The organism is Stenotrophomonas sp. NPDC047960 (genome assembly GCF_043204395.1).
Taxonomy (GTDB): domain Bacteria; phylum Pseudomonadota; class Gammaproteobacteria; order Xanthomonadales; family Xanthomonadaceae; genus Stenotrophomonas.
The window spans coordinates 314,654-339,083 of record NZ_JBIDBX010000004.1 but is presented as its reverse complement, the minus strand read 5'-3'; the positions used below and the strand labels follow the sequence as shown (position 1 = coordinate 339,083).

The following is a 24,430-nucleotide window of genomic DNA, read 5'->3' as shown; positions in this document are numbered from 1 at the left end:
GAAGATCGAGGTTGAACGATGAGTACTTCTTCGGAAACCGCCAAGGCCGGCAAGCTGGGCACGGTAGGAACCAATTTCTGGCTCGGCCTGCTGGCCCTGTCAATGATCGTGTTCGGCGTCAATACCGGCGTGGCCACCTGGCAGGGCAGTCGCCTGGCCGGCGCCAGCACCGGCGCGGCCGACCTCCAGGTGCTGTCGCAGCAGCTGGCCAACCAGGGCCGTGAAGCGGTGTCGGGCAACGCCCAGGCCTTCACTGCCTTCAAGGACACCAAGGCCCGCATCGAAAGCACCGTGAGCAGCCTGCAGGGCCGCTACGGCAGCGAAGCCAACGTGTCCGGTCCGCTCAACCAGCTGACCCAGACCTGGGAGCCGCTCGGCAAGAGCGCCGCCCAGCTGGTGGCCAGTGAACCGGCGGTGCTGGCGCTGGCCGGCAACGCCAACAACTTCGTCAACGGCGTTCCCGCGCTGCAGGCCCAGTTGAACGAAGTGGTGCGCGCCATGTCGGCAGGCGGCGCGCCCGCGTCGCAGGTCTACAACGCCCTGCAGCAGGTCGTTGTGGTGGGCTCGATGGCGCGCCGCGTGACCGAAATGCGCGCCGGCGGCGCCAACGCTGCCGCCTCGGGCGATGCGCTGGCCCGCGACTCGGTGGTGTTCACCCAGGTGCTGGACGCGCTGCGCAACGGCAACGAGGAACTGGGCATCGCGCCGGTCCGCAACGCCGCCGCGCTGGCCGCGCTCGAGCAGTCGCAGAAGCAGTGGGACACCATGAAGCAGGACGCCGACGCGATCCTGGCCAGCTCGCGCCAGCTGTTCTCGGCGCAGTCGTCGGCCGCGGCGTTGACCGGCGGTGCGACCAAGATGCTCGACGACAGCAAGAAGCTGTTCGAGGCGTTCTCTTCGTTCGGTTCGGTACGCGATACCCGCCTGTTCCCGAACTTCTGGCTGGGCGTGATTTCCGGCGCGCTGTCGCTGATCGCCATCATCGGCTTCGTCAGCAGCACCGTGCGCAGCCGTTCGCGCGAGCAGGAACTGCGCTACCAGACCCAGGTGGAGTTCAACAGCCGCAACCAGCAGGCCATCATGCGGCTGCTGGACGAAATCAGCTCGCTGGGTGAAGGCGACCTGACGGTGAAGGCCTCGGTGACCGAGGACATGACCGGCGCCATTGCCGACGCAATCAACTACGCCGTGGACGAACTGCGCCACCTGGTGACCACCATCAACGACACCTCGGCCAAGGTCGCCGTGTCCACCCAGGAAACCCAGGCCACGGCGATGCAGCTGGCCGAAGCGGCCGGCCACCAGGCCAACCAGATCACCTCGGCGTCGGACCGCATCGGCGAAATCGCGTCGAGCATTGAACAGGTGTCGCGCAACTCGGCCGAGTCGGCCGACGTGGCGCAGCGCTCGGTGGTCATCGCCGCCGAGGGTGCCGGCGTGGTGCGCGAAACCATCCAGGGCATGGACCAGATCCGCGACCAGATCCAGGAAACCTCCAAGCGCATCAAGCGCCTGGGCGAGTCCTCGCAGGAAATCGGCTCGATCGTGGAACTGATCAACGACATTTCCGAGCAGACCAACATCCTGGCATTGAACGCCGCAGTCCAGGCGGCCTCGGCCGGTGAAGCCGGTCGCGGTTTCGCGGTCGTGGCCGACGAAGTGCAGCGCCTGGCAGAACGCACCTCCGGTGCGACCCGCCGAATCGAAAACCTGGTCCAGGCCATTCAGGCCGATACCAACGAAGCGGTCAGCTCGATGGAGCAGACCACGGCCGAAGTGGTGTCCGGTGCACGCCTGGCCGAGGACGCCGGTACGGCGCTGACCGAAATCGAACGCGTGTCCAACGCGCTCAACAACCTCATCAAGAACATCTCGATCGCCGCCCAGCAGCAGTCGTCGGCCGCGTCGGACATCACCCGCACCATGGGCGTGATCCGTCAGATTACCGGCCAGACCTCGCAGGGCGCGGGACAGACCGCCGAGTCGATCGGTCATTTGGCACAGCTGGCGGCCGACCTGCGCCGCTCGGTTGCCGACTTCAAGCTGCCGGCGTGAGCCGCGGGCAGGGCGGAGAGGGAAGGAATCAGCAGATGATGCATCGCGATAAAGCACAGCACGACATGCGCGCCCACCTGCCGGGAGACCTGGCATGAGCACGCTGCGCGATGCCATGAGCCACGCCGCCCTGGGCTGGGTGAAGCCGGAGCTGGACGAGACCCTGCGCCAGGTGCGCAACGAGCTCGAGTACTACGCCGAAGATCCTGCCGATGGCAGTCGCATGCGCTTCTGCGCCGGCTACCTGCATCAGGTGCAGGGCACGCTGCGCATGGTCGAGCTGTATGCGCCGGCGATGGTGGCCGAGGAGATGGAACAGCTGGCCAATGCGATCGGCTCCGGGGAAGTGCCCGACCGCGACGAAGCCTGCGCCACCCTGATGCGCGGCAGCGTGCTGCTGCCCGATTACCTGGAGCGCCTGCAGAACGGTCACCGTGACATTCCGATCGTGCTGCTGCCGCTGCTCAATGACATCCGCCTGGCGCGCGCCGCGCCGGTGATCAATGAAAGCGTGCTGTTCGCCTTCGCACCGGACAGCGCCAGCGCCACCGAGGCCGAACTGGACCACGCACGTGGCAGCCTCAGCGGACGCAACCGTGAACTGCTCGACACCGTGGGCAATGCGGTCAAGGAAGAACTGCTGCGCATCAAGGACGCGCTGGACCTGCACCTGCGTACCGGTGGCGAGCCGGCCCAGCTGCAGACCCAGGTCGACGAACTGGGCGCGGTGGCCGACACCCTGGGCATGATGGGCCTGGGCGTGGCCCGCGGCGTGGTCGTGCAGCAGCGCGATGCGTTGCGTGGCGTGGTCGAGGGCGAGCAGCAGATCGATGAAACGCTGCTGCTGGATATCGCCGGTGCACTGCTGTACGTAGATGCGTCACTGGACGACCAGGTCGCCCATCTTGGCGCCGGCGGCAGTGGCGAGGACGATCCAAGCGCTGCCGAAGGTCGGCGTACCGTTGAGGTGCTTGCCCATGAGGCGATCGCCAACTTCTCGGCCGCCCGCGAGCACTTCGTCGCCTTCATTGAAACCAACTGGAACCACGAGCAGCTGCATGAGGTGCCGCGCCTGCTGGGTGAGGTCGCCGGCGCGCTGCGCATGCTCGATCTGTCCACGCCGGCCGATTACCTGCAGGGCGTGCGCCAGTACATCGCGGTCGAGCTGATTGGCCGCCAGCGCGTGCCCAGTGGCCGCCAGTTGGATACCCTCGCCGATGCGATGGCGAGCCTGGAGTATTACCTTGAAGCCCTGCGCGAGCGCCGCCAGGGTCGCGACGACATTCTCGACATCACCCGCACCAGCCTGGAAACGCTGCGCTACTGGCCGCTTCCGGACGAGAATGCCGCCCCGGCCGATGCCAGCGCCGAAGCGCTGCCGGTCGCCCCGGAGCACGTGGAGCTGACCGGTTGGGATGCGCCCGTGGTGACCCCGGTGCAGACGGCAGTGACGCCGGCCGCTCCGGCACCGGGCCAGGTGCCGTCGCCGCCGCTGCCGGACTTCACCTTCGAGCCGCTGCCGGAGGTGGCTGCTGTCGCGCCGGTTGCGCCGGCCGGCAAGCCTGCGCCGACGCTGGTGTTCGAAGCCTCGACCGCTCCGGTCGCCCCGGACGCGCCACAGTGGACGCTGCACGCTGAGCCCGTGCGTACCGATGACGCGCCCACGTTCGCCCACTTTGATCCGGTACTGGCCGAAGATGCCAGCACCGGCACGTCGTGGGAGGCCGCAGCAGCGACCGATATCGCACCGATCGCCCTGGACGGCGTGGATGCGCCGTCGTCCGCCACCGAAGCACCGGTCGCCAGCGGGTTCGACCCGGTCGCTGCCGAACACGATGCGCTGGAACTGAGCGACGAGCCGATCGAATTCACCTTCGACGAGCCGTTGCACAATGCCGGCGATGTGCTCTCGCTGCAGATCGAAGACGCGCCGGCCACCGCCAGCAGCGAGCTGGATGTGCAGGCACTTCCTGCGTTCCTGCAGGAGCAGCCCGAACCGGTTGAAGCCGCCGTGCCCGCCGACGACCGGATTGATGCCGGCGAAGCAGCGGCCCGCGAAGACGAGGTCCCGCTCGACGCAACGGCAGCGGGCAGTGTCGCTGGCGTGCAGGAAGCGGTCATCGGCAAGATCGAGCTGGATGACGAATCCGCGCGCTTCCTTGCCGAACTGGATGCCGCCGCCGCGCAGTTCTCTACCGCCCCCGCCGTCCAGGCGCCCGCCGTGGTCGATGCGCCGCTGGGTGTTGAAGCGCCGGGCACCATTGAAGCCGGCTTCGAGGACGACGGCGAGAACATCGACCAGGACATCCGCGAGGTCTTCATCGAAGAGTTCGACGAGGAGCTGGTCAACCTCGGCAACCTGCTTCCGGTCTGGCGCATGGCCCCGGACAACATGGATCGCCTGCGCCCGATCCGCCGCGTGTTCCATACCCTGAAGGGCAGTGGCCGCCTGGTGGGCGCGCGCACCCTGGGCGAGTTCAGCTGGAAGATCGAAGGCATGCTCAACCGCGTGCTCGACGGCAGCCGTCCGGCATCGCCGGCCGTGGTGGCGATGGTCACCCAGGCCTATGAAGTACTGCCGCAGCTCAATGCGGCGCTGCGCGACGGCAGCCGCGTGAGCGCGGACCTGCAGGCCATGCAGGGCATCGCCGACCGTGTGGCTGCGGGCGAGGAAACCTTCCACGTGCCCTTGCAGCGTCCGACGCCAGCCACTGCGCCGGTAGAGCCGGCGGAGGCGGTCGTGTCGGACCTCGCGCAGGACACCGCGGACGCCGAACAGGGGGCGGGCACCCCGGCCAACATCGACGAAGTGCTGCGCGAGATCCTGGAGGCCGAAGTCGAGGCCCACCACGCGACGCTGCAGGCCTGGTTGGAGCAGGCGCAGTCGGCGCCGCAACCGGTCACCGACACCCTGCTGCGCGCGGTGCACACCATGAACGGTGCGTTCGCGATGACCGACGTGCCCGAAATCACCGCAGTGACCGGCGGCGCCGAGAGCTTCATCAAGCGCTCGCTGGCGGCCGATGCAGTGCCGGGCACCGAAGGCGTGGATGCGCTGGCGGCGGCCGCCGCCGCGATCCGGACCACGATGGTGGCGCTGCAGGCCGACGCTCCGCGTATTCCGTCGCAGGCCGCGCTGGCCGAACGTCTCCATGCGCTGGCTGAAACGCTGCCTGAGGCGCGCTGGCCGGCTCTGGTCGCCGACGAAGGCCTCGACTTCGAGGTCGAGGATGTCGACCCGGTGGATGTGGTTGCCGACGCCGACAACGTGGCGGACCACGATGCCCAGGCCGATGCATCGCAGGCCGCGCATGATGTCACTGCCCACGAGCTGGCGGCCTTCTCCGCACAGTTCGATGAGCGCAATGACCATGCCGTTGCAGACGACAGCGCCGACGCCGCCGATGCCGCCGCCGACCCGCTGGTCGCCGATGAGCTGACCGGCAGCGACGATCTCTCCGCCTACTTCAATGCCGAGCTGGTGACCCCGTTCGATGCGCCGTCCAGCGCGCCGACCGGGGACCTGCCGGAAACCGTCGGGCCGGCGGCTGTCGAGCACGGCCTTGACGCGGTCGAACTGACGGCTGCGGACGACCTGTCGCGCTTCTACGAGCACACGCTGCCCGATCCGGTGGATGCCACGGACGCGGAAGCTGCCGAGCCGTCGGCGCCGGTCGGGGTCGTTGACGAAGACGTGGTGGCCGAGGAAATCGCGGTTGAAGAGCTCCAGGCCATCGAACTGGAGGCCGCGGAGCTCGAGGTTCTTCACGAGGTGATTGCGGCGGAGACCGACGCACCGGCCACCGTCGGAGACGACGACGCGTACAGCCTGGACGCCATCGAAGAAGACGAAGCCGCCGCCGCGCTGGAAGACATCATCCCGTCTCCCCCGGCGTTCGGTGAAACGGTTGAACTGCAGCAGGCGCTGGATGACGGTCTGACCATTGTCGACGGTTCCGAGACGCAGGCGTCGGCCGAGGATGCACCGGTGCTGGGTCTGGATGCCCGTCACGAGGCGCTGGATGAGCGCGATGCGTTCGCCGAGGCCGATGCCGAAGCACGCGTGTCCGATGCTGCAGACGCGTCGCCGCCGGCACCGCTGTTCGAACTCGAAGACGCCCCGATGGCGGCCACGGCCGTGGCAGAGGAGGCCGCCGCCGACGAGGAGATCGACGACGCCGGTTCGCTCGACTTCAGCGTACTGGACCGCGAGCTGGTCGATATCTTCGTCGAAGAAGGCAAAGACCTGCTCGACCATTGCGATGGCCTGATCAGCGAACTGCGCGCCGCTCCGCAGGACCGCGAAGCGATCGCCGGCCTGCAGCGCGACCTGCACACCCTCAAGGGTGGCGCACGCATGGCCGGCATCAATGCCATCGGCGACCTGGGCCACGGCATCGAATCCCTGCTGGAAGCGGTCGCCGCCAACCGTACCGATATCGACCGCAGCGACGTCCACCTGCTGGAACGCGGCTTCGACCGTCTGCACCAGATGCTGACCCGCACCGGTCGCCACCGCGACGTGGCCATGCCGGACGACCTGATTGCCGCGTTCGAAGCGCGCACGCTGGGCCGCGCCGAGCCCGAGGACGCGCCCGTCGCGGCCGCGAGCGCGGTCGATGCCGCGCCGGTGGTCGATACGGCCGTCGCCTCGGCACCGTTGTCCGCACCGGTGCCGTTGGAAGCGTCCAGCGAGGACGACAGCCTGGCCCGTCCGCAGCAGGAACAGGTGCGCGTCCGCGCCGACCTGCTGGACCGCCTGGTCAACCATGCCGGTGAAGTGGCGATCTACCGCTCGCGACTGGAACAGCAGCTGGGTGCCTTCCGCGGCGCGATGGCCGAACTGGACCGTACCAATGCGCGTCTGCGCGACCAGTTGCGCCGCCTGGACCTGGAAACCGAGGCCCAGATCGTGGCCCGTTACCAGCGCGAGCAGGAACAGGTCGACCACAAATTCGATCCGCTCGAACTGGACCGCTTCTCCACGCTGCAGCAGCTCAGCCGTGCACTGAATGAATCGGCAGCCGACCTTGGCGGCCTGCAGGGCGTACTGGACGACCTGTCGCGCCAGTACGACGTGCTGCTGCAGCAGCAGTCGCGGGTCAGCTCGGAACTGCAGGACGGCCTGATGCGTGCGCGCATGGTGCCGTTCGACGGCCTGGTGCCGCGACTGCGTCGCGTGGTCCGCCAGGCCGGCCAGGACACCGGCAAGCAGGTCCATGTGACCCTGGACGGTACCCACGGGGAACTGGACCGCAATGTGCTCGACCGCATGGTCGCGCCGCTGGAACACATGCTGCGCAACTCCGTGGCCCATGGCCTGGAGACCCCGGAGCAGCGCCGCGCCGCCGGCAAGCCGGAGGAAGGCGAGATCGCCATCCGCCTGCGCCGCGAAGGCTCGGAAATCGTGCTGGAAGTGGCCGATGACGGCGCTGGCCTGAACCGTGAGGCGATCCGTCGCCGCGCCGAACAGCGCGGGCTGGTGGAACCCGACGCGGTCCTGGGCGATGCCGAACTGGACGCGATGATCTTCTCGCCCGGGTTCAGCACCGCCGACCAGGTCAGCCAGCTGGCGGGCCGTGGCGTGGGCATGGACGTGGTGCACAACGAAGTGCGCCAGCTGGGCGGTTCGGTGGACATCCACTCGGTGCCGGGCAAGGGCGTCACCTTCACCCTGCGCCTGCCGCAGACGCTGGCGGTCACCCAGGCGGTGTTCGTGCAGATCGGCGACACCACCTTCGCGGTGCCGGTGGCGTCCGTCAGCGGTATCGGCCGGATCTCCCGCGAGCGCTTCGAGTCGGCCAACGGCGGTTACCACTACGGCGGCGAAGAATTCGCGCTGCACGATCTGGGCACGCTGGTCGGTCAGGGCCAGGCCCGTGCCGAAGGGCAGGAGCAGGTGCCGCTGCTGCTGGTACGCGCCGGTGAACTGCGCGCGGCCGTGGCGATCGACCAGGTGCTGGGCAACCGCGAAATCGTGGTCAAGCCGGTGGGCCTGCAGATCGCCTCGGTACCGGGCATCTACGGCGCCACCATCACCGGCGATGGCCGCGTGGTGGTGATCCTGGACGTCGCGCCGCTGGTGCGCCGTCACCAGGCCAACCCGCTCAAGCCGATCGCACCGGCCGCGCAGGCAGCCGACCGCCAGGCACCGTTGGTGATGGTGGTCGACGACTCGCTGACCATGCGCAAGGTCACCGGCCGCATCCTGGAACGCCACAACTTTGAAGTGGCCGTCGCCCGCGACGGTATCGAAGCGCTGGAACGCCTGGAAGAGCGGGTGCCGGACCTGATGCTGCTGGATATTGAAATGCCGCGCATGGATGGCTATGAACTGGCCACCGCCATGCGCGCCGATCCGCGCTACAAGGGCGTGCCGATCGTGATGATCACCTCGCGCAGCGGCGACAAGCACCGTCAACGCGCCTTTGAAATCGGTGTCCAGCGTTACCTGGGCAAGCCGTACCAGGAGCTGGACCTGATGCGAAACGTGTATGACCTGCTGGGGATCGCCCGTGCCCGTGAATGACCTGAACCCGCTGCCGTCGGTGGCATTGCTGGCACGGGTCGGCCCGGCGCGCGAGCGCCTGCGCGAAGCGCTTGCCCAGGCCGGCGCGATCGTGGTGCTGGAAGAGGATCCCAACAGCGTGGATCTGGAAACCCTGGGCGGTGCGGATGCCGGCGCGGTGCTGATCGCGCTGGAGCCGGCCATCGAGGAGGCGCTGGAACGCCTCGACCCCGTATTGGCCTCGCCCTCACTGACCGTCATCTTCGACGAAGCAGAGCTGGCTGCGCGTCGCGAAGGCTGGGAAGCCCAGCGCTGGGCGCGCCACCTGGTGGCCAAGCTGCACGGCCACCAGGACGTGCTGCCGCCGGGCGCCGAGCAGGAAGGCCTGCTGCAGCCCGAACCGGGCCTGCCGCAGACCCCGGCCGAACTGCATGCCGACGCGCCGTTGGAATTCCATGTGCGCGAGGCGTTCGACGCGGCCGGCGACGTGCCACCGGACAGCCTGTACCAGGCGCCGGAAGGCTACAGCGAGCCGATCTCGCTGGAAGAAGCGCTGGCCGCCATGCAGGCGCCTGTGGCCGCGCCGCCGGCCAGCGTACCGCCGCCGGTTCCGACCTCGGTGCCTGCCGTACCGCAGGCGCCACTGGGCGACCACAGCAGCTGGGCGCTGGTGGATGACGACAGCGCCGCACCCGTTGCAGCGCCAGCTGCGCCGGTCAGTGCGCCGGTCGCGCCCGACGCGTTCGACATCGATCGCCTGTCGCTGGTCGAGCTTGAACCCGACGTCGACCCGAACGGCGCCGCACCGGGCGCGGTGCTGGTGCTGGCCGGCATCGGTGGCCCCGACGCGCTGCGCCGCCTGCTGGCCGCGCTGCCGGCCGGGCTGGCGGTGCCGATCCTGGTCTACATGCGCCTGGACGGCGGCCGCTACGGCAACCTGGTCAAGCAGATGGCCCGCGTGTCAGCGCTGCCGGTCGTGCTGGCTGAATCCGACCAGCCGGTGCTGGCGGGCAATGCCTACATCCTGCCCGACGACGTGGGTGTGGCGGTGCACAACCGCGGACTGCATTTTACCGCCGACGCCAGGGGCATCCAGGTGGCCGCATTGCCGCCGGCGCACAGCGCCGTCGTGATGCTCAGCGGCAGCGACGTAGCCCTGCTGGACGATGTCCTGGCGCTGGCCGTGGCCGGCGGCTGGGTCGCTGGCCAGACCGGCGAAGGCTGCTACGACCCGGTTGCCGCCAATGCGGTGGTTGCCGCCGGCATGGCCGCCGGGGATCCGCCGCAGCTGGCCGCCGCCATCGCCGAACGCTGGGGCGTAAGCGAGTAATCGCCGCGCCGCATCACTTTCAGGAAGCAGACTCATGAGCTACGCCAGCAACGACGAAATCCGCGGGGTATTGATCCAGGCCGGCAGCGAGCGCGTGCTGCTGCCCAATGCGACGGTGGCCGAAATGATGTCCAAGGTACCGGTCACCCCCGTGGACAACGCGCCCGCATGGCTGGTCGGTGAGATCCGCTGGCAGGGCTGGGACGTGCCGCTGATGTCGTTCGCACGGCTGTCCGGGCTGGGCGAGGAAGCGGTGGTAAGCAACAACAAGGTGGTGGTGCTCAAGGCGCTGGGCGGCAACGCCAACCGCCCGTACTTCGCGCTGCTGACCCAGACCTTCCCGCAGCTGATCGCCGTGCCGCGCGACGGCCTGCTGGCTGACGCGTCCGAAGAAACCCTGCCACCGGGCGTGCACATGCGCGTGCTGCTGGGTGAGCAGAGCGCGCTGCTGCCCGATCTGGACGCGCTGGAAGCCGCGCTGGATGAAGTGCTCCCGGTGAATTGACCAGGTATCGACCAACGGTCGATACCTACCGGACATTCGAACATCACCGGACATTCGAACATCACCGGACATTCGAACATCACCGGACATTCGAACATCACCGGACATTCGAACATCACCGGAAATGCGAACATCACCGGAATTGCGAACATCACCGGAAATGCGGTAGGTCACGACCGTTGGTCGTGACGCCGCCTTACCCGAGATCCCCCAGCCGCGCCTGCATCGCTGCAATAGCGGCCAGACCAGCGGTTTCCGTACGCAGGATCCGCGGCCCCAGCTGCAACCCCTGGAACCCGGCGGCGGCCAGCGCCTGCCGATCCCGCGGCGACCAGCCCCCCTCCGGCCCGATCGCGACCACCACGCCACCGGGCGCGGCCTCCAGCGTGGACAAGCTGTGCTCGCCCAGCGGGTCCAGCGTCAGCTTGAGCGCTTCCGCCGGCATTCCCTTGGCCGCCTCCTGCACGCCCAGCGGCGCAGCGACCTCCGGCACCCGTGCACGTCCGGACTGCCCACACGCGGACACCACCACGCTGCGCCAGTGTGCCAACCGCTTCGCGGCCCGCGCCGCGTCCAGCTTTACTTCGGTGCGCTCGGCATTTACCGGCACGATCGCGGTGACCCCCAGTTCGGTGGCCTTCTGCAGGATGAGATCCATCTTTTCACCGCGCGCGATGCCCTGCAGCAGCGTGATCGACAGCGGCGATTCGTTGTCCAGCGCCTGCGCGGCGTCGATCCGCACGCGCGCATCGCGCTTGCCCGCTTCCACCAGCGTGGCGGCGTAGTCGTGCCCGTCGCCATTGAACAGCACGCAGCCTTCGCCCTCGCGCAGGCGCATCACCCGCACCAGGTGGTTGGCGACCTCGTCAGGCAGCGAGAGGGTCTGGCCGACGGCCAGCGGGGCATCTACATAAGAGCGGGTCACGCGCATGCAACAGCTTCCTCGATGGCGGCCAGGGTGGTCTGGGCCAGCAGGTCCAGGTGTTCGTCCTCCACGCAGTAGGGAGGCATCCAGTACAGCACGTTGCCCAGCGGGCGCAGCACCACGCCGCGCCGCAACGCGGCGTTGTAGGCGTGCAGCCCCACCCGCGCTTCGGCGGGGAAAGGTGTGCGCTTGTCGCCATTGCGGGTCAGCTCGAAGGCCACCACCATGCCGGCCTGGCGCACATCGGCCACATGCGCATGGTCGGTGAACGGCGCAGCCAGGCTGCGCATGACCTCGGCCGTGCTGCGGTTGCGCGCGATCACATCCTCGCCGGCGAAGATCTCCAGCGTCGCCAGCGCGGCCGCACAGGCCAGCGGGTTGCCGGTATAGCTGTGCGAATGCAGGAAGGCACGCTCGCGGCTGTCGTCCAGGAACGCGTCGTACACGGCCTGGGTGGCCAGCACGGCCGCCAGCGGCAGGAAGCCTCCGGTCAGGCCCTTGGACAGGCACAGCAGGTCGGGCATCACGCCGGCCTGCTCGCAGGCGAACAGGGTGCCGGTGCGGCCAAAGCCGGTGGCGATCTCGTCGGCGATCAGCAGGGCCCCATTGGCGTCGCACAGTTCGCGCGCGCGCTTGAGATAGACCGGGTCGTGCATGCGCATGCCGCCGGCGCACTGCAGGCGCGGTTCCAGGATCACCGCGCAGATCTCGCCCGGGTGCTGGTCGAACAGGTCGGCCAGACGATCGGCCGCTTCATGGGCGCGCGCGGCGGCATTCTGGCCGGGTTCGGCCAGGTAGGCGTCCGGCGAGGGCGCGAACAACGCCTCGGTCAGCAGCGGCGCGTACACGCGGCGGTACAGCGGAATGTCCCCGACCGACAGCGCGCCCAGGGTTTCACCGTGGTAACCGTTCTCCAACGCCACGAAGCGGGTGCGATGTTCCTCGCCGCGGTTGCGGAAGTAATGGAAGGCCATCTTCAGCGCAACTTCGACCCCGGCCGAGCCGTTGTCGGCGTAGAACACTTTGGCCAACGGCGCCCGCCCGGCCTGGCGGGGGGCGATCGCCAGCAGGCGTTCGGCCAGCTCCACTGCCGGTTCGTGGCTGAAGCCGGCCAGCATCACCTGTTCCAGCCGGGTGGCCTGGCGGGCAATGGCCGCGCCGATGCGGGGTTCGGCATGCCCGAACAGATTGGTCCACCAGCTGCTCACCGCGTCCAGGTAACGGCCTCCCGCGTGGTCGATCAGCCACGGGCCTTCACCGCGCGCAATCGGCACCAGCGGCAAGGTGTCCGGGTGCTCGCGCATCTGTGTGCACGGGTGCCACAGCACGGCCAGGTCGCGCTGCCGCCACCGGTCGGCCAACGTAAGGGGGGCTGGGTCTGCTAGCATTTCGAGCTCATGGCCACGTTTTCACCTGCCTGCATTCTATCGATCTCCAAGAGCCCGTTCGCATGACCCGTCCGCTGCCCACCATCCACCAGATCACGGACGAGGAAAGCGGCCCGTTCCAGCGCCAGCATCTGGACCTGGAGTTCTCCAACGGCGAACGCCGCCGCTTCGAGCGCCTGGTCAGCCGTGGCCACGGCGCGGTGGTGGTGGTGCCGATGCTGGATGACGACACGGTGCTGCTGGTGCGTGAATACGCGGCCGGCGTGCACCGTTACGAACTGGGGCTGGTGAAAGGCCGCATCGACCCGGGCGAAACCCCCGCGCAGGCCGCCGACCGCGAGCTGAAGGAAGAGGCCGGGTACGGCGCGCGGCGCCTGGACGTCCTGCGCGCCATGACGCTCGCCCCGACCTATATGAGCCACCTGTCGCACCTGGTGGTGGCACGCGACCTGTACCCCGAGCGACTGGTCGGCGATGAACCGGAAGAGCTGGAAGTGGTGCCCTGGAAGATCGCCGAGCTCGACCAGCTGATGCTGCGCGAGGACTTTTCGGAAGGGCGTTCACTGGCGGCGTTGTTCATTGCCCGCCAGTGGCTGGAACGCGGGGAATGATCAAACTCACCACCGATCTGCGCGAAACGGTGATTGCCATTGCCCAGGACGCCGCCGCCGCCATCATGGCGGTGTATGCCACCCCGTTCGATGTCGAAATCAAATCCGACCGCAGCCCGGTCACTGCCGCGGACCTGGCCGCCAACCAGGTGATCCTGCGCGGGCTGGGCCAGCTGACCCCGGACCTGCCGATCCTGTCGGAAGAATCGGCACACGTGCCGTGGGAGGTGCGCCGGCACTGGGGCGCCTACTGGCTGGTGGACCCGCTCGATGGAACCCGTGAGTTCGTCAAGCGCAATGACGAGTTCAGCGTCAACATCGCGCTGATCTACCAGGGCGCCCCTGCGTTCGGAGTGGTGCTGGCGCCGGTCAGCGGCGTGGCCTGGCACGCCATGCGCGGCGAGCTGGCCTACCGCCGCGACGGCATGCACGACTCGGTGCTGCGCACCCGCACCCCGGCGCTGCCGCCGCTGCAGGTGGCTGCCAGCCGCTCGCACCGCAGCCCGGAAACCCAGGCGCTGCTGGACCGCATGGGCGAGATCGAGGTCGTCGCGCAGGGTTCATCACTGAAATTCTGCCGACTGGCCGAAGGCACGCTCGATGTCTACCCGCGGCTGGGGCCGACCGCCGAGTGGGATACCGCGGCCGGCCAGTGCGTGCTGCATGCCGCAGGTGGCGCGGTGCTCTCGGCCGCCACCGGCAAGCCATTCCGCTACAACCGCCGCGAAACGCTGTTGAACGGCGACTTCATCGCGCTGGGCGACACCCGCCTGCCGTGGCGCACCTGGATTCCCGCCTGACCGGAGCACCGATGTCCGCACCCGCCGAACTGGAACGCCTGCTGGGCATCATGGCGCGCCTGCGCGACCCGCTGCAGGGCTGCCCGTGGGACCTGCAGCAGGACTTCGCCAGCATTGCCCCGTACACCATCGAAGAAGCCTACGAGGTTGCCGATGCCATCGACCGTGGCGACCTGGATGACCTCTGCGACGAACTGGGCGATCTGCTGTTGCAGGTGGTCTTCCATGCGCAGATGGCCAGCGAGCAGGGCGCGTTCGGCTTTGCCGATGTCGCCCGCGCGATCAGCGACAAGATGCAGCGCCGCCACCCGCACGTATTTGCGCAGGTGTCGGTCGATGGGGCTGAAGACGTCAATACCAACTGGGAAGCGATCAAGCGTGCCGAGCGCACTGCCAAGGGCAATCGCGACAGCTCGGCCCTGGCGGGCATCTCGCGTGGGCTGCCCGAGTGGCAGCGGGCGGTGAAACTGCAGGCACGCGCGGCCCGGGTGGGCTTCGACTGGCCCGGCCCGGCGCCGGTGCTGGACAAGGTACGTGAGGAACTGGACGAGGTGGCCGCCGAATTCGCGCGCGGCCCGGTACAGGACAACCAGGCGCGGCTGGAAGAAGAGCTGGGTGATCTGTTGTTCGTCTGCGCCAACCTGGCGCGGCATGCCAAGGTTGACGTCGGAGCCGCGCTTCGCCACGCCAACCACAAGTTCGAACGACGCTTCCGCGCGATGGAAGCCCAGGCCGCCGCTGCGGGCGCATCGCTGGCCGGGTTGGACCTGGAGGCGCAGGAGCGGCTGTGGGAGCAGGCCAAGGCCGCCGAAGCCAAGCCTTGAAGACGTGCTGCCGTTCATGGGGACCGCCAGGGCCGGGATCGTCGGCTGCTGCCCGCCGTTGTCCGCCGCCCCGGAGGCCGGGACCTGAGCGCGGTGAGAGGCGGGAACAGCGCTATATTCGGCATTACCCATGGAGAGGAGTAAGTAATGTTTCCCACCGTGCTGTTTTCGCTGATTCTGGCCTTCGTCGCCGTGGTGATCCTGTTCAAGGCCGTGCGGATGGTGCCGCAGGGGTATGAATGGACGGTGGAGCGCTTCGGGCGCTATACCCACACCATGTCGCCGGGCCTGCATTTCCTGATTCCGATCGTCTACGGGGTCGGCCGCAAGGTGAACATGATGGAGCAGGTACTGGACGTGCCAAGCCAGGAAGTGATCACCAAGGACAACGCTGCGGTGCGCGTGGACGGGGTGGTGTTCTTCCAGGTGCTCGATGCCTCGAAGGCCGCCTACGAGGTCGCCAACCTGGAGGTGGCGATGATCGCCCTGGTGCAGACCAACATCCGCACCGTCATCGGTTCGATGGACCTGGACGAATCGCTGAGCCAGCGCGAGGTGATCAACGCCCAGTTGCTCAGCGTGGTCGACCATGCCACCAATCCGTGGGGAGTGAAGGTCAACCGGATCGAGATCCGCGACATCCAGCCGCCGCGCGATCTGCTCGATGCGATGGCGCGGCAGATGAAGGCCGAGCGCGAGAAGCGCGCGCAGATCCTGGAAGCCGAAGGCTCGCGCCAGTCCGAGATCCTGCGTGCCGATGGCGAAAAGCAGGCCGCCGTGCTTGAGGCGGAAGGCCGCAAGGAGGCCGCGTTCCGTGATGCCGAAGCGCGCGAGCGCCTGGCCGAGGCCGAGGCAAAGGCGACCACGGTGGTGTCAGAGGCGATCGCACAGGGTGACGTGCAGGCCATCAATTACTTCATTGCCCAGAAGTACGTGGAAGCGTTCAAGGAACTGGCGACCTCGCCCAACCAGAAGCTGGTGCTGATGCCGATGGAAGCCAGCGGCGTCATCGGTTCGATCGCCGGCGTGGCCGAGCTGGCCAAGGAAGCATTCGCCAGGCAGGAAGAAAAGAAGACCACCCGCGCGGTGCCGCCGCGCATCGGAGGCTGAGATGCGTTGGGAAGTAGTGGGGTGGGGCGCACTGGCATTGGTGCTGTTCGCCGCTGAAGCGTTGGCCCCGGGCGCCTTCATGCTGTGGATCGGGATCGGCGCGGCCGCCGTGTTCGTGCTGGTGGCCGTGTTCGCCGACATTCCACTGCTCTGGCAGGTGGTGGCGTTCGTGCTGCTCAGCGTGGTCTCGATCCAGTGTTACCGGCAGTGGGGCCGTACGCGTGCGCGGAAGACCGATGCCCCGCTGTTGAACCGGCGGGCCGAGCAGCTCATCGGGCGGGTGGTGGCGCTGGACCAGCCGATCAGGGCCGGTGTCGGCCGCGCCAAGGTTGACGATGCGTTCTGGGTGGTGGCCGGCCCCGACCTGCCGGCGGGCACGCCGGTGCGCGTGGTCGCCGTGGAGGGCATGACGCTGAAAGTGCAGCAGGTGTGAGAGCAGACCCCATGAGATGGCGCACCGCCGCAGGCGCTGCCGGGACGGTTCTGGGATAATCAGCGTCAGTTGCCGGGCAGAACCCGGCACTGCCAATTTTTCTCCGGACCGTGGTCATGACCCAGAAGACGCTACTCAACGATACCCACCGCGCGCTTGGCGCCAAGATGGTCGATTTCGGCGGTTGGGACATGCCCATCCACTATGGATCGCAACTGGACGAGCACCACCTGGTCCGCGCCGATGCCGGCATGTTCGATGTGAGCCACATGACCGTGGTCGACCTGCGCGGCGCGCAGGTGCGGCCGTTCCTCCGCCGGCTGCTGGCCAACTCGGTGGACAAGCTGAAGGTGCCGGGCAAGGCGCTGTACTCGTGCATGCTCAATGCGCAGGGCGGGGTGATCGACGACCTGATCGTCTACTACCTGGCCGACGATTTCTTCCGGATGGTGGTCAATGCCTCCACCCGTGAAAAGGACCTGGCGTGGATCCGCACGCAGGCCGTCGCGTTCGACGTGCAGGTGACCGAGCGCGAAGACCTGGCGATCATCGCCGTGCAGGGCCCGACCGCACGCGAGCGCGTCATCGGCCTGGTGGCCGAGTCCGACCGCGCGGCGCTGCAGAAGCTGGGTCGCTTTGCCGCCATGGAAGCTACTGCCGCCAGCGGCGCGCCGCTGTTCGTTGCCCGGACCGGTTACACCGGCGAGGACGGCTTTGAAATCCTGGTCGCCCAGGACCAGGTGATCGCCTTCTGGAATGCGCTGGCTGCCGCCGGCGTGCGTCCGGCCGGGCTCGGTGCGCGCGACACCCTGCGCCTTGAAGCCGGCATGAACCTGTACGGCCAGGACATGGACGAAGCGATCAGCCCGTTCGAAGCCGCGCTCGCCTGGACGGTCGCGCTGGATGAAGGCCGCGACTTCATTGGCCGCGACGTGCTGGAAGCGCAGAAGGCTTCCGGCGACGCGCGCCAGATGATCGGCCTGGTGATGGACGAAAAGGGCGTGTTGCGCCATGGCCAGGCAGTAACCACCGCCGGCGGCACCGGTGAGATCCTGTCGGGTACGTTCTCGCCGACGCTGGGCAAGGGCATCGCGTTCGCCCGCGTGCCGGGTGGTGAGCTTGGCCAGGTGTACGTGGACATCCGCGGCCGGCAGGTGCCGGTGCGCGTGGTGAAGTTCCCGTTCGTGCGCGAAGGCCAGGCCCAACCCGGCGTGCTGGTCGAAGGCTGATCAGCGGTTGTTTTACACTACCCCCGTTTTCTGACCCCCCTGAAATTCTTCGGAGCAGTCCCATGAGCGAGATCCCCGGCGACCTCAAATTCCTCAAGTCCCACGAGTGGGCACGCGTTGAAGGCGACGGCCGCGTCACCATCGGCATTTCCGACCACGCCCAGGGCCTGCTCGGCGACCTGGTGTATGTCGAGCTGCCCGCCGTCGGCGACGAAGCCAAGGCCGGTGCGCAGATCGCGGTGGTCGAGTCGGTCAAGGCCGCCTCCGACGTGTACAGCCCGATCTCCGGTACGGTGGTCGCGGTCAACGGCGATCTTTCGGACAAGCCGGAAACGATCAACGAAGATGCCTACGGCGAAGGCTGGATCTGCGTGATCGAGCTGTCCAGCAAGGAAGAAGTCAACGACCTGCTGGATCCGGACGACTACGCCGAACTGCTGGAGGAAGAGGACAACTGAGCCTCGCCCGCCTGGAAGGAACGGCCGCCCCGCGCGGCCGTTTTTTTTTTGCCTGCGCCCGCCACCGTCCGCTTGCCGACGTCCATTACGTTATCCGTGCGTGAGGGATGGCGAGATGATCGACGCGCTCGAACCGTCGCTGCCGCGCTCATGCCGGACGGTATCCGGATGCCGACACGCAGGTCATGAGTTCGCGTCGCGGATCCCATCGATGCGCGTCGTCGCACCGGCGAACGGGTCATCGGCGCACGTCACCGGCACGAATCTGGCGACGACTACTGCCCAAAAGTTTGCGCAGTTCTGCAAATCCGGACGCAAAAAGCGTTCGCGGATGTGAAAAGTTTTCGCCCCTGTTTTGTTCCCGTGCGGGAAGCCGTTGCGATGCCGTCGCTGCGGGTGCCGGTTGTGGGCGGCAACGTCGACGAAGCCGCAGTGTCGGATACGAAAGTGCTTCTTTTAAGTGGTTTTCTTTCAGAGCGTCGTCGCTGGAGCGGATGCTCGCGCGCGCGCAACGAGTGTCGAAGGGGTGGCGCCGAGCGCTTGGGGTGGGGTTTGGCAAGGTGCGCTGAAGGGCGTCCATGTGAATTTTTTTCGCGGGGGTTGTTGACAGTGAAAAAAAGCGTGATTAGGTTTCGCCCAGCAGACCTTGCCTGCCAAAACGAGTGAGCCGAATCGACATCCAGTTGCGAAGCACAACCAGAACATCCGCCGCGCGTCCCAAGACGGTGGAGTCGGCTTCGCTACCTCCGGTGAAATGCAAGAGCACCCCGCATTCGATACCTGCCTGGCATCCTGTGGCAGGTATTCCCGTATCCGTCACGACGCGCTCGACGCGACGGCGGTCCCCGCACAGCAGTAACGGCGGGTTTGCTTTACCTGGGCGTTTCAACTCCATAGATCACTGACGAGGAGCCAATCCCATGGCAACCAAGAAAGCTGCGAAGAAAAAGCCGGCCGCCAAGAAGGCCGTGAAGAAGGTCGCCAAGAAGGCGGCTGCCAAGAAGGCCGTGAAGAAGGTAGCCAAGAAGGCGGCTGCCAAGAAGACGGTGAAGAAGGCAGCCAAGAAGGCGACTGCCCGCAAGGCAGTAAAGAAGACGGCAAAGAAGGCGGTCCGCAAGGTCGCCAAGAAGGCCGCCGCCAAGAAGACCGCAAAGAAGGCAGCCAAGAAGACTGCCAAGAAGGCCGTCCGCAAGGTAGCCAAGAAGGGCGCTGCCAAGAAGACCGCCAAGAAGGCCGTCCGCAAGGTAGCCAAGAAGGGCGCTGCCAAGAAGACCGCCAAGAAGGCCGTCCGCAAGGTAGCCAAGAAGGCCACCGCCAAGAAGGCCACCGCGCGCAAGCCGGCAGCCAAGAAGGCCTCGGCCAAGAAGGCAGTGAAGAAGGTCGCCAAGCGCAAGCCGGCGGTCCGCAAGAAGAAGGCTGCACCGGTCGCCCTGCCGGCAACCCCGGCACCGCTGATCTGATTCATTCCCGATAGCCGTACTGAAACCCCCTTCCCGGCAGCCCAGCGGGAGGGGGTTTTTTTTGCCCGCACGAAAAGCCCCTCCCGCGAGGGATCAGCCCCATGTTGATCCCGGCCGGTCATGAAAAAAAGGGCGACCCGTAGGCCGCCCTGTACTGCATGCGGTACACCTCGCTGGCGTTACCTGGGCGACGCCACCGCCCGATCCGACGACACGCCCTTGCGCTTGCCCGGGGCCGGCGTGCGGTCTTCGGTCATCAGGTTGTCGCTGCCGAAATCGGTATCCACGTCCAGCCAGCGCTGGGTGGGCAGGCCCATGGCCGCGTCGAGCACCGTAGGCAGCAGGCCGCTGGGCAGGCTGCTCTCGCCGTTCCACATGATGGCAATGCCCAGGTCGCGTTCGGGCACCAGCGCCACGAGGCCGCGATAGCCCTGCACGGCACCGGCATGGAAGATGACTTCATGCCCGGCGTAATCGAAATTGCGCCAGCCCAGCGCGTAGCCGGCCGAATTCAGGCGCTCGCGACGCCACCCCGAGCGCATCTCACCCGGAGTGTTGATCAGGGTCGAGTGCAGCGTGGCCAGCAACGGCGCAGGCAGCACGTCGGGGCGGTGGCCGGTGTGCGCCAGCAGCCACTGCGCCATGTCGCTGGCACTGGCATTGACGCCCGCAGCGGGGGCCAGCCGGTAGTAAGTCGGTTTCGGGCTCAGCGACACCCAGCCGTTGCGGCTGCGCACGTGCGGGCGCGCCCAGCGCGAGCTGGCCTGGATACCGGCCAGACCCAGGCTTGCATCGTCCATCCCCAGCGGTTTGAACAGGCGGCGTTCCACCGACTGTTCGTAGAAGCTGCCCGACGCGGCGTAGACCACGTCGCCGATCAGGCTGAAAGCGACGTTCTGGTACGCGTAGCAGTCGCCGGGCAGGCATTTGAGCGAGGTCGAGGCCAGCTTGTGGGTGAGCGTGTAGTACTCGGCGTTGGCCTCCACGTCACGATCGTAGGCGTTGTAGGGCAGGCCAACCCGGTGGCTGAGCAGATCGGCCACGGTCAGCCGCTCGGTGGCCTCGGGGCTGCTGAGTTGGAAACCGGGCACGTAGTCGGTGACCTTGCTGTCCCAGCGCAGCGTGCCGTCATTGACCAGCAGGCCGGCCATGGTGCCGGCAAACGCCTTGGACAGCGATGCCAGGCGGAACACGGTGTGCGCATCGACCATCTGGGGGTTGTTGACGTCGGTCACGCCATAGCCGCGCGCGCTGAGCACGCGGCCGCCCTGCACGATGGCCACTGCCATGCCCGGTACGCGCTCGCCATAGGTGAGCTGCTGGGCCATCGACTCGATATTGGCCACGTTGAACCCGGGCGCAGGCGGCAGCACCTTCGGGTTGGCCGTGGTGGCCCGGTACGCGGCCGGCTGCGTGTGCGGAATGGCGGACACGGCGCTGTTCTCGATGTTGACGGGGAACGCGGCCGGTGTCGCAGTGGGCGTCTGTGCGGTGGACGACATCGCGATGGGCATGAGCATGCCCAGCAATCCGGTTGCCGCCGAACGGATCGGTCGGCGCCTGCTGTTCTCTTTCATCGTTTGGGGCCCGTGCGCAACTGCTGGGGCCGATTCTAGCGCTGCTTTTCCTGATTGCACAAACGAAGCGAAGATGAATGCGTATCGCATTGAAAAGGCGCGGTTTTTGCATCGACCGGGCCGCTTGTGTCCGATGCCCTGTTCAGCCGGCGGGTACGGGCGCCCCCAGCCAGCGCGCGGCGCGTTCGGCGATCATCATCGTGGGGGCATTGGTGTTGCCGCTCACCAGGGTGGGCATCACCGAGGCGTCCACCACGCGCAGACCCTGCACGCCCCGAACGCGAAGCTGCGGGTCGACTACCGCATCGTCCCGCTGGCCCATCGCACAGGTCCCCACCGGGTGGTAAATGGTTTCGGCCTTGGCGCGGATGAAGGCGTCCAGTGCGGCGTCATCCAGGTCTTCACGGGCCGGGAAGATCGGCGCACCACGCCAGCGGTCAAAGGCGGGCTGGGCCAGGATCTGGCTGGACATGCGTACGCAGGCCTTCATCATGGCCAGGTCGTGCCCCTCCGCATCGCCCAGGTAATTGGCCTCGATCCGCGGTGCCGAGGAAGGGTCGGCATCGCGCAGCAGGATCCGTCCCCGGCTGCGCGGACGCAGGGCGCACGCATGCAGTGTGTAACCGTCGCCTGGCAGACGGTGGCGGCCATGGTCGTCCAGCATGGCGGGGACGAAGTGGAACTGCACATCGGCACCATCACCCTGCGCCAGCGGCGAGCGGGCGAAGCCGCCGGCCTCGGCGATGTTGCTGGTGCCGGCACCGCGACGCCCGCGAAGGAAATAGTCGAAGGCGATGCGCGCCTGGTTGCTGCGGTCGTAGCTGACACCCGGCCGGGTGTGTACCAGCGTGCAGATGTCCAGATGGTCCTGCAGGTTGCCGCCCACGCCGGGCAGGTCCACGCGGGTGCTGATGCCGTGCGCGCGCAGCTGCCGGTGCGGGCCGATGCCCGAGAGCATCAGCAGGTGCGGGGAGTGGATCGCGCCGGCGCTGAGGATCACCTCGGCGGCCGCCTGTGCATGCCGGTGTGCGCCACGGTGGCGGAAGTACACGCCGCTGGCGGTGTCGCCCTGGAAGCTCAGCGCACGCGCGCGGGCACCGGTGAGCACGGTGAGGTTGCGCCGGCCGCGCGCGGGGCGCAGGTAGGCGGTGGCGCTTGAGCAGCGCACGCCGTCACGCTGGGTGACCTGGTACAGGCCGACGCCTAGCTGGTGGTCACCGTTGAAGTCGTCGTTGCGCGCATGACCGGCCTGCACGGCGGCCTCCAGGAAGACATCGGAGAGGGGATTGTGGTGGCGCAGGTCGGACACCGACAGCGGCCCGGCATCGCCATGCCAGGCGCTGGCGCCGCGGCTGTTGGCTTCGCCGTGCAGGAACCAGGGCAGCACGTGCGACCAGTCCCAGCCGGTGGCGCCGGCGGCAGCCCAGCCGTCGTAGTCGGCCGCCACGCCGCGCACGTAGCACATGGCGTTGATGGCGCTGGAACCCCCGAGCACCTTGCCGCGCGGCCACCACAGCCGGCGGCCGTCCAGTGCCGGCTCGGGTTCGGTATACAGGTTCCAGTTGATGCGACGGTTGTTGACCAGGCGCGCCAACCCGGCCGGCATGTGGATGAAGGGGTTGCGGTCGCGCGGGCCGGCTTCGAGCAGCAGCACGCGGCAGTGCGGGTCGGCGCTGAGCCGGTTGGCGAGCACGCAGCCGGCCGAACCGGCGCCGACGATAATGTAGTCGTACATGTCCGTTCCCCAACGGTGATGGCATGAGCATAAGGCAGTGCACCCCTAGCGATGTTGCGGTGCATCGTTTACCGTGCGCGCTTTGCTGCCCGGAATCCCCACGATGCTGCCGCTTCCACGCCTGTGCGGGACCTGCGCGCGATGAACACCCCGGACCCGACCCCGCCGGCGCAGCCCGGCCTGCGCGCGGCGCTGCGCCAGTCGCCGCCGCTGTTCTGGGCCTGCGTGTATTTCTTCTGCCTGCTCAGTGGCTACTACGTGCTGCGCCCGGTGCGCGAGGCGATGGCGGCCTCGGCCGACCTGCAGACGGTGTTCCCGCCGGCGCTGATCGCGTGGTTCGATGGCCATGGCATCGCGCTGCAGGACTTCGTGCTGCAGGTGCTGTTCACCTGCGTGTTCGTGATCATGGTGGTGCTGCAGCCGCTGTACGGGGCGCTGGTGAGCCGCTACCCGCGGCGGGTGTTCCTGCCGGCGGTGTACGGCTTCTTCATCGTGACGCTGCTGGGCTTCTACGTGCTGTTCGACAGCGGGGTGCCGGGGCGGGGCATGCTGTTCTTCTTCTGGACCACGGTGTTCAACCTGTTCGCGGTGGCGGTGTTCTGGAGCTTCATGGCCGACGTGTTCTCCAACGTGCAGGCGCGGGCGTTCTATGGCTACATCGGGGCGGCCGGCACGATCGGCGCGTTCCTGGGCCCGACGTTGACCTCGACGCTGGTGCAGCGGGTGGGCATCGCCAACCTGATGCTGGTCTCGGCCGGCTTCCTCACGGTCTGCCTGTTCTGCATCTGGCGGCTGCGCCTGTGGGCGGTGGCGCGCGAGCAGGAGCTGCAGCTGGCCTCGGGCGAGGCACCGATGGGCGGCGGGGTGCTGGACGGGCTGAAGCTGATCGCGCGCGAGCCGCTGCTGCGCTGGTTGGCGCTGATGGTCGTGTTCGGGGTGGGCATCGGCACGCTGCTGTACAACGAGCAGGCCTCGATCGTACGCCGGCTGTACACCGACCCGGCAGCGAGCACGGCGTTCTATTCGCGGGTGGACCTGGCGATCAACGCGCTGACGCTGATCCTGCAGCTGGGTCTGACGCGCTGGCTGCTGTCGCGCTTCGGCATTGCGCCGGCATTGTTGATCCCGGGCTTTGCGATCATCGTCGGCTTCTCGGTGCTGGCCGCCTCGCCGCTGCCGATGCTGGTGGCGGTGGTGCAGGTGATGACGCGCGCCAGCGAGTTTTCGCTGGCCAAGCCGGCCCGCGAGACGATCTTCACCCGGGTGGACCGGCAGTGGCGCTACAAGGCGGGCGCGGCGATCGACACGGTGGTGTACCGCGGCGGCGACCTGACCTTCGCGTGGGTGCACAAGGGGCTGTCGCTGTTCGGCTCGCACGCGGTGTTCGCCGGCGGGCTGGTGGTGGCGTGCATCATGACGGCGGCGGCTTTCGGGCTGCTGCGCGAAGAAAAGAAGCTGCCGGTCGAGCGGCCGGAGTAAGCT

18 protein-coding genes are annotated in these 24,430 nt (G+C 67.7%); 14 read left to right on the top strand and 4 right to left on the bottom strand.

The features are described from left to right. Nucleotides 1-18 precede the first annotated feature (18 nt). The 4 genes from ACGFZ3_RS11415 to ACGFZ3_RS11400 all read left to right on the top strand — a co-directional run bounded on the left by ACGFZ3_RS11415 (nucleotide 19) and on the right by ACGFZ3_RS11400 (nucleotide 10,398). Nucleotides 19-2,055, top strand: a complete 2,037-nt coding sequence (locus ACGFZ3_RS11415) for a methyl-accepting chemotaxis protein (RefSeq protein ID WP_392920749.1) — start codon at nucleotides 19-21, stop codon at nucleotides 2,053-2,055. 94 nt (nucleotides 2,056-2,149) lie between these two features. Further along, the gene (locus ACGFZ3_RS11410; protein ID WP_392920746.1) at nucleotides 2,150-8,584 is read left to right on the top strand and encodes an Hpt domain-containing protein; all 6,435 of its coding nucleotides are present in this window, start codon (nucleotides 2,150-2,152) and stop codon (nucleotides 8,582-8,584) included. Beyond that, nucleotides 8,571-9,893 carry a chemotaxis protein CheB gene (locus tag ACGFZ3_RS11405; RefSeq protein WP_392920744.1) on the top strand — a complete coding sequence of 441 codons (1,323 nt, stop codon included), beginning with the start codon at nucleotides 8,571-8,573 and terminating at the stop codon, nucleotides 9,891-9,893. The genes ACGFZ3_RS11410 and ACGFZ3_RS11405 overlap by 14 nt, the downstream gene beginning before the upstream one ends. A 34-nt stretch (nucleotides 9,894-9,927) precedes the next feature. Continuing rightward, the gene (locus tag ACGFZ3_RS11400; protein ID WP_392920741.1) at nucleotides 9,928-10,398 is read left to right on the top strand and encodes a chemotaxis protein CheW; all 471 of its coding nucleotides are present in this window, start codon (nucleotides 9,928-9,930) and stop codon (nucleotides 10,396-10,398) included. A gap of 196 nt (nucleotides 10,399-10,594) precedes the next feature. Here ACGFZ3_RS11400 and ACGFZ3_RS11395 read toward each other — a convergent pair whose 3' ends face one another. Next, nucleotides 10,595-11,329: a 16S rRNA (uracil(1498)-N(3))-methyltransferase gene (locus tag ACGFZ3_RS11395; RefSeq protein ID WP_392920738.1), complete on the bottom strand. Its 735-nt coding sequence runs from the start codon at nucleotides 11,327-11,329 to the stop codon at nucleotides 10,595-10,597. Further along, on the bottom strand, nucleotides 11,320-12,711 hold the full coding sequence (bioA, locus tag ACGFZ3_RS11390) for an adenosylmethionine--8-amino-7-oxononanoate transaminase (protein WP_392920736.1): 1,392 nt from the start codon (nucleotides 12,709-12,711) through the stop codon (nucleotides 11,320-11,322). The genes ACGFZ3_RS11395 and bioA overlap by 10 nt, the downstream gene beginning before the upstream one ends. Nucleotides 12,712-12,773: 62 nt before the next feature. Between bioA and nudE the strand changes: the two genes are divergently transcribed. The 9 genes from nudE (at nucleotide 12,774) to ACGFZ3_RS11345 (ending at nucleotide 19,636) form a co-directional block, all read left to right on the top strand. Then, nucleotides 12,774-13,322 (top strand): ADP compounds hydrolase NudE, encoded by a 549-nt coding sequence (gene nudE / locus ACGFZ3_RS11385; protein ID WP_392920733.1) that lies wholly within the window; start codon nucleotides 12,774-12,776, stop codon nucleotides 13,320-13,322. Next, the gene (gene cysQ / locus ACGFZ3_RS11380; RefSeq protein ID WP_392920730.1) at nucleotides 13,319-14,122 is read left to right on the top strand and encodes a 3'(2'),5'-bisphosphate nucleotidase CysQ; all 804 of its coding nucleotides are present in this window, start codon (nucleotides 13,319-13,321) and stop codon (nucleotides 14,120-14,122) included. Before nudE ends, cysQ begins: the two co-directional genes overlap by 4 nt. An 11-nt stretch (nucleotides 14,123-14,133) precedes the next feature. Next, complete coding sequence (gene mazG, locus ACGFZ3_RS11375; RefSeq protein ID WP_392920727.1) at nucleotides 14,134-14,946, top strand: nucleoside triphosphate pyrophosphohydrolase; 813 nt, start codon at nucleotides 14,134-14,136, stop codon at nucleotides 14,944-14,946. A gap of 147 nt (nucleotides 14,947-15,093) precedes the next feature. Beyond that, nucleotides 15,094-16,056: an SPFH domain-containing protein gene (locus ACGFZ3_RS11370; protein ID WP_392920724.1), complete on the top strand. Its 963-nt coding sequence runs from the start codon at nucleotides 15,094-15,096 to the stop codon at nucleotides 16,054-16,056. Nucleotide 16,057: 1 nt separating this feature from the next. Continuing rightward, nucleotides 16,058-16,489: an NfeD family protein gene (locus ACGFZ3_RS11365; protein ID WP_392920722.1), complete on the top strand. Its 432-nt coding sequence runs from the start codon at nucleotides 16,058-16,060 to the stop codon at nucleotides 16,487-16,489. A gap of 116 nt (nucleotides 16,490-16,605) precedes the next feature. Next, a complete protein-coding gene (gcvT, locus tag ACGFZ3_RS11360; protein ID WP_392920720.1) occupies nucleotides 16,606-17,718 on the top strand; it encodes a glycine cleavage system aminomethyltransferase GcvT in 1,113 nt (370 codons plus the stop codon). Between the two features lie 62 nt (nucleotides 17,719-17,780). Next, complete coding sequence (gene gcvH, locus ACGFZ3_RS11355) at nucleotides 17,781-18,176, top strand: glycine cleavage system protein GcvH (protein WP_392920717.1); 396 nt, start codon at nucleotides 17,781-17,783, stop codon at nucleotides 18,174-18,176. A gap of 115 nt (nucleotides 18,177-18,291) precedes the next feature. Next, nucleotides 18,292-18,513, top strand: coding sequence for a hypothetical protein (locus ACGFZ3_RS11350; protein WP_392920714.1), 222 nt, complete (start codon nucleotides 18,292-18,294; stop codon nucleotides 18,511-18,513). Between the two features lie 583 nt (nucleotides 18,514-19,096). Continuing rightward, nucleotides 19,097-19,636, top strand: a complete 540-nt coding sequence (locus ACGFZ3_RS11345) for a hypothetical protein (RefSeq protein WP_392920711.1) — start codon at nucleotides 19,097-19,099, stop codon at nucleotides 19,634-19,636. A 179-nt stretch (nucleotides 19,637-19,815) separates the two neighbouring features. Here ACGFZ3_RS11345 and ACGFZ3_RS11340 read toward each other — a convergent pair whose 3' ends face one another. Beyond that, nucleotides 19,816-21,213 carry a serine hydrolase domain-containing protein gene (locus ACGFZ3_RS11340; RefSeq protein WP_392920709.1) on the bottom strand — a complete coding sequence of 466 codons (1,398 nt, stop codon included), beginning with the start codon at nucleotides 21,211-21,213 and terminating at the stop codon, nucleotides 19,816-19,818. Between the two features lie 142 nt (nucleotides 21,214-21,355). Beyond that, nucleotides 21,356-22,948 carry a GMC family oxidoreductase gene (locus ACGFZ3_RS11335; protein WP_392920706.1) on the bottom strand — a complete coding sequence of 531 codons (1,593 nt, stop codon included), beginning with the start codon at nucleotides 22,946-22,948 and terminating at the stop codon, nucleotides 21,356-21,358. Nucleotides 22,949-23,089: 141 nt separating this feature from the next. Here ACGFZ3_RS11335 and ACGFZ3_RS11330 point away from each other — a divergent pair, with 141 nt between their 5' ends. Continuing rightward, complete coding sequence (locus ACGFZ3_RS11330) at nucleotides 23,090-24,427, top strand: NTP/NDP exchange transporter (protein ID WP_392920703.1); 1,338 nt, start codon at nucleotides 23,090-23,092, stop codon at nucleotides 24,425-24,427. Nucleotides 24,428-24,430 lie beyond the last annotated feature (3 nt).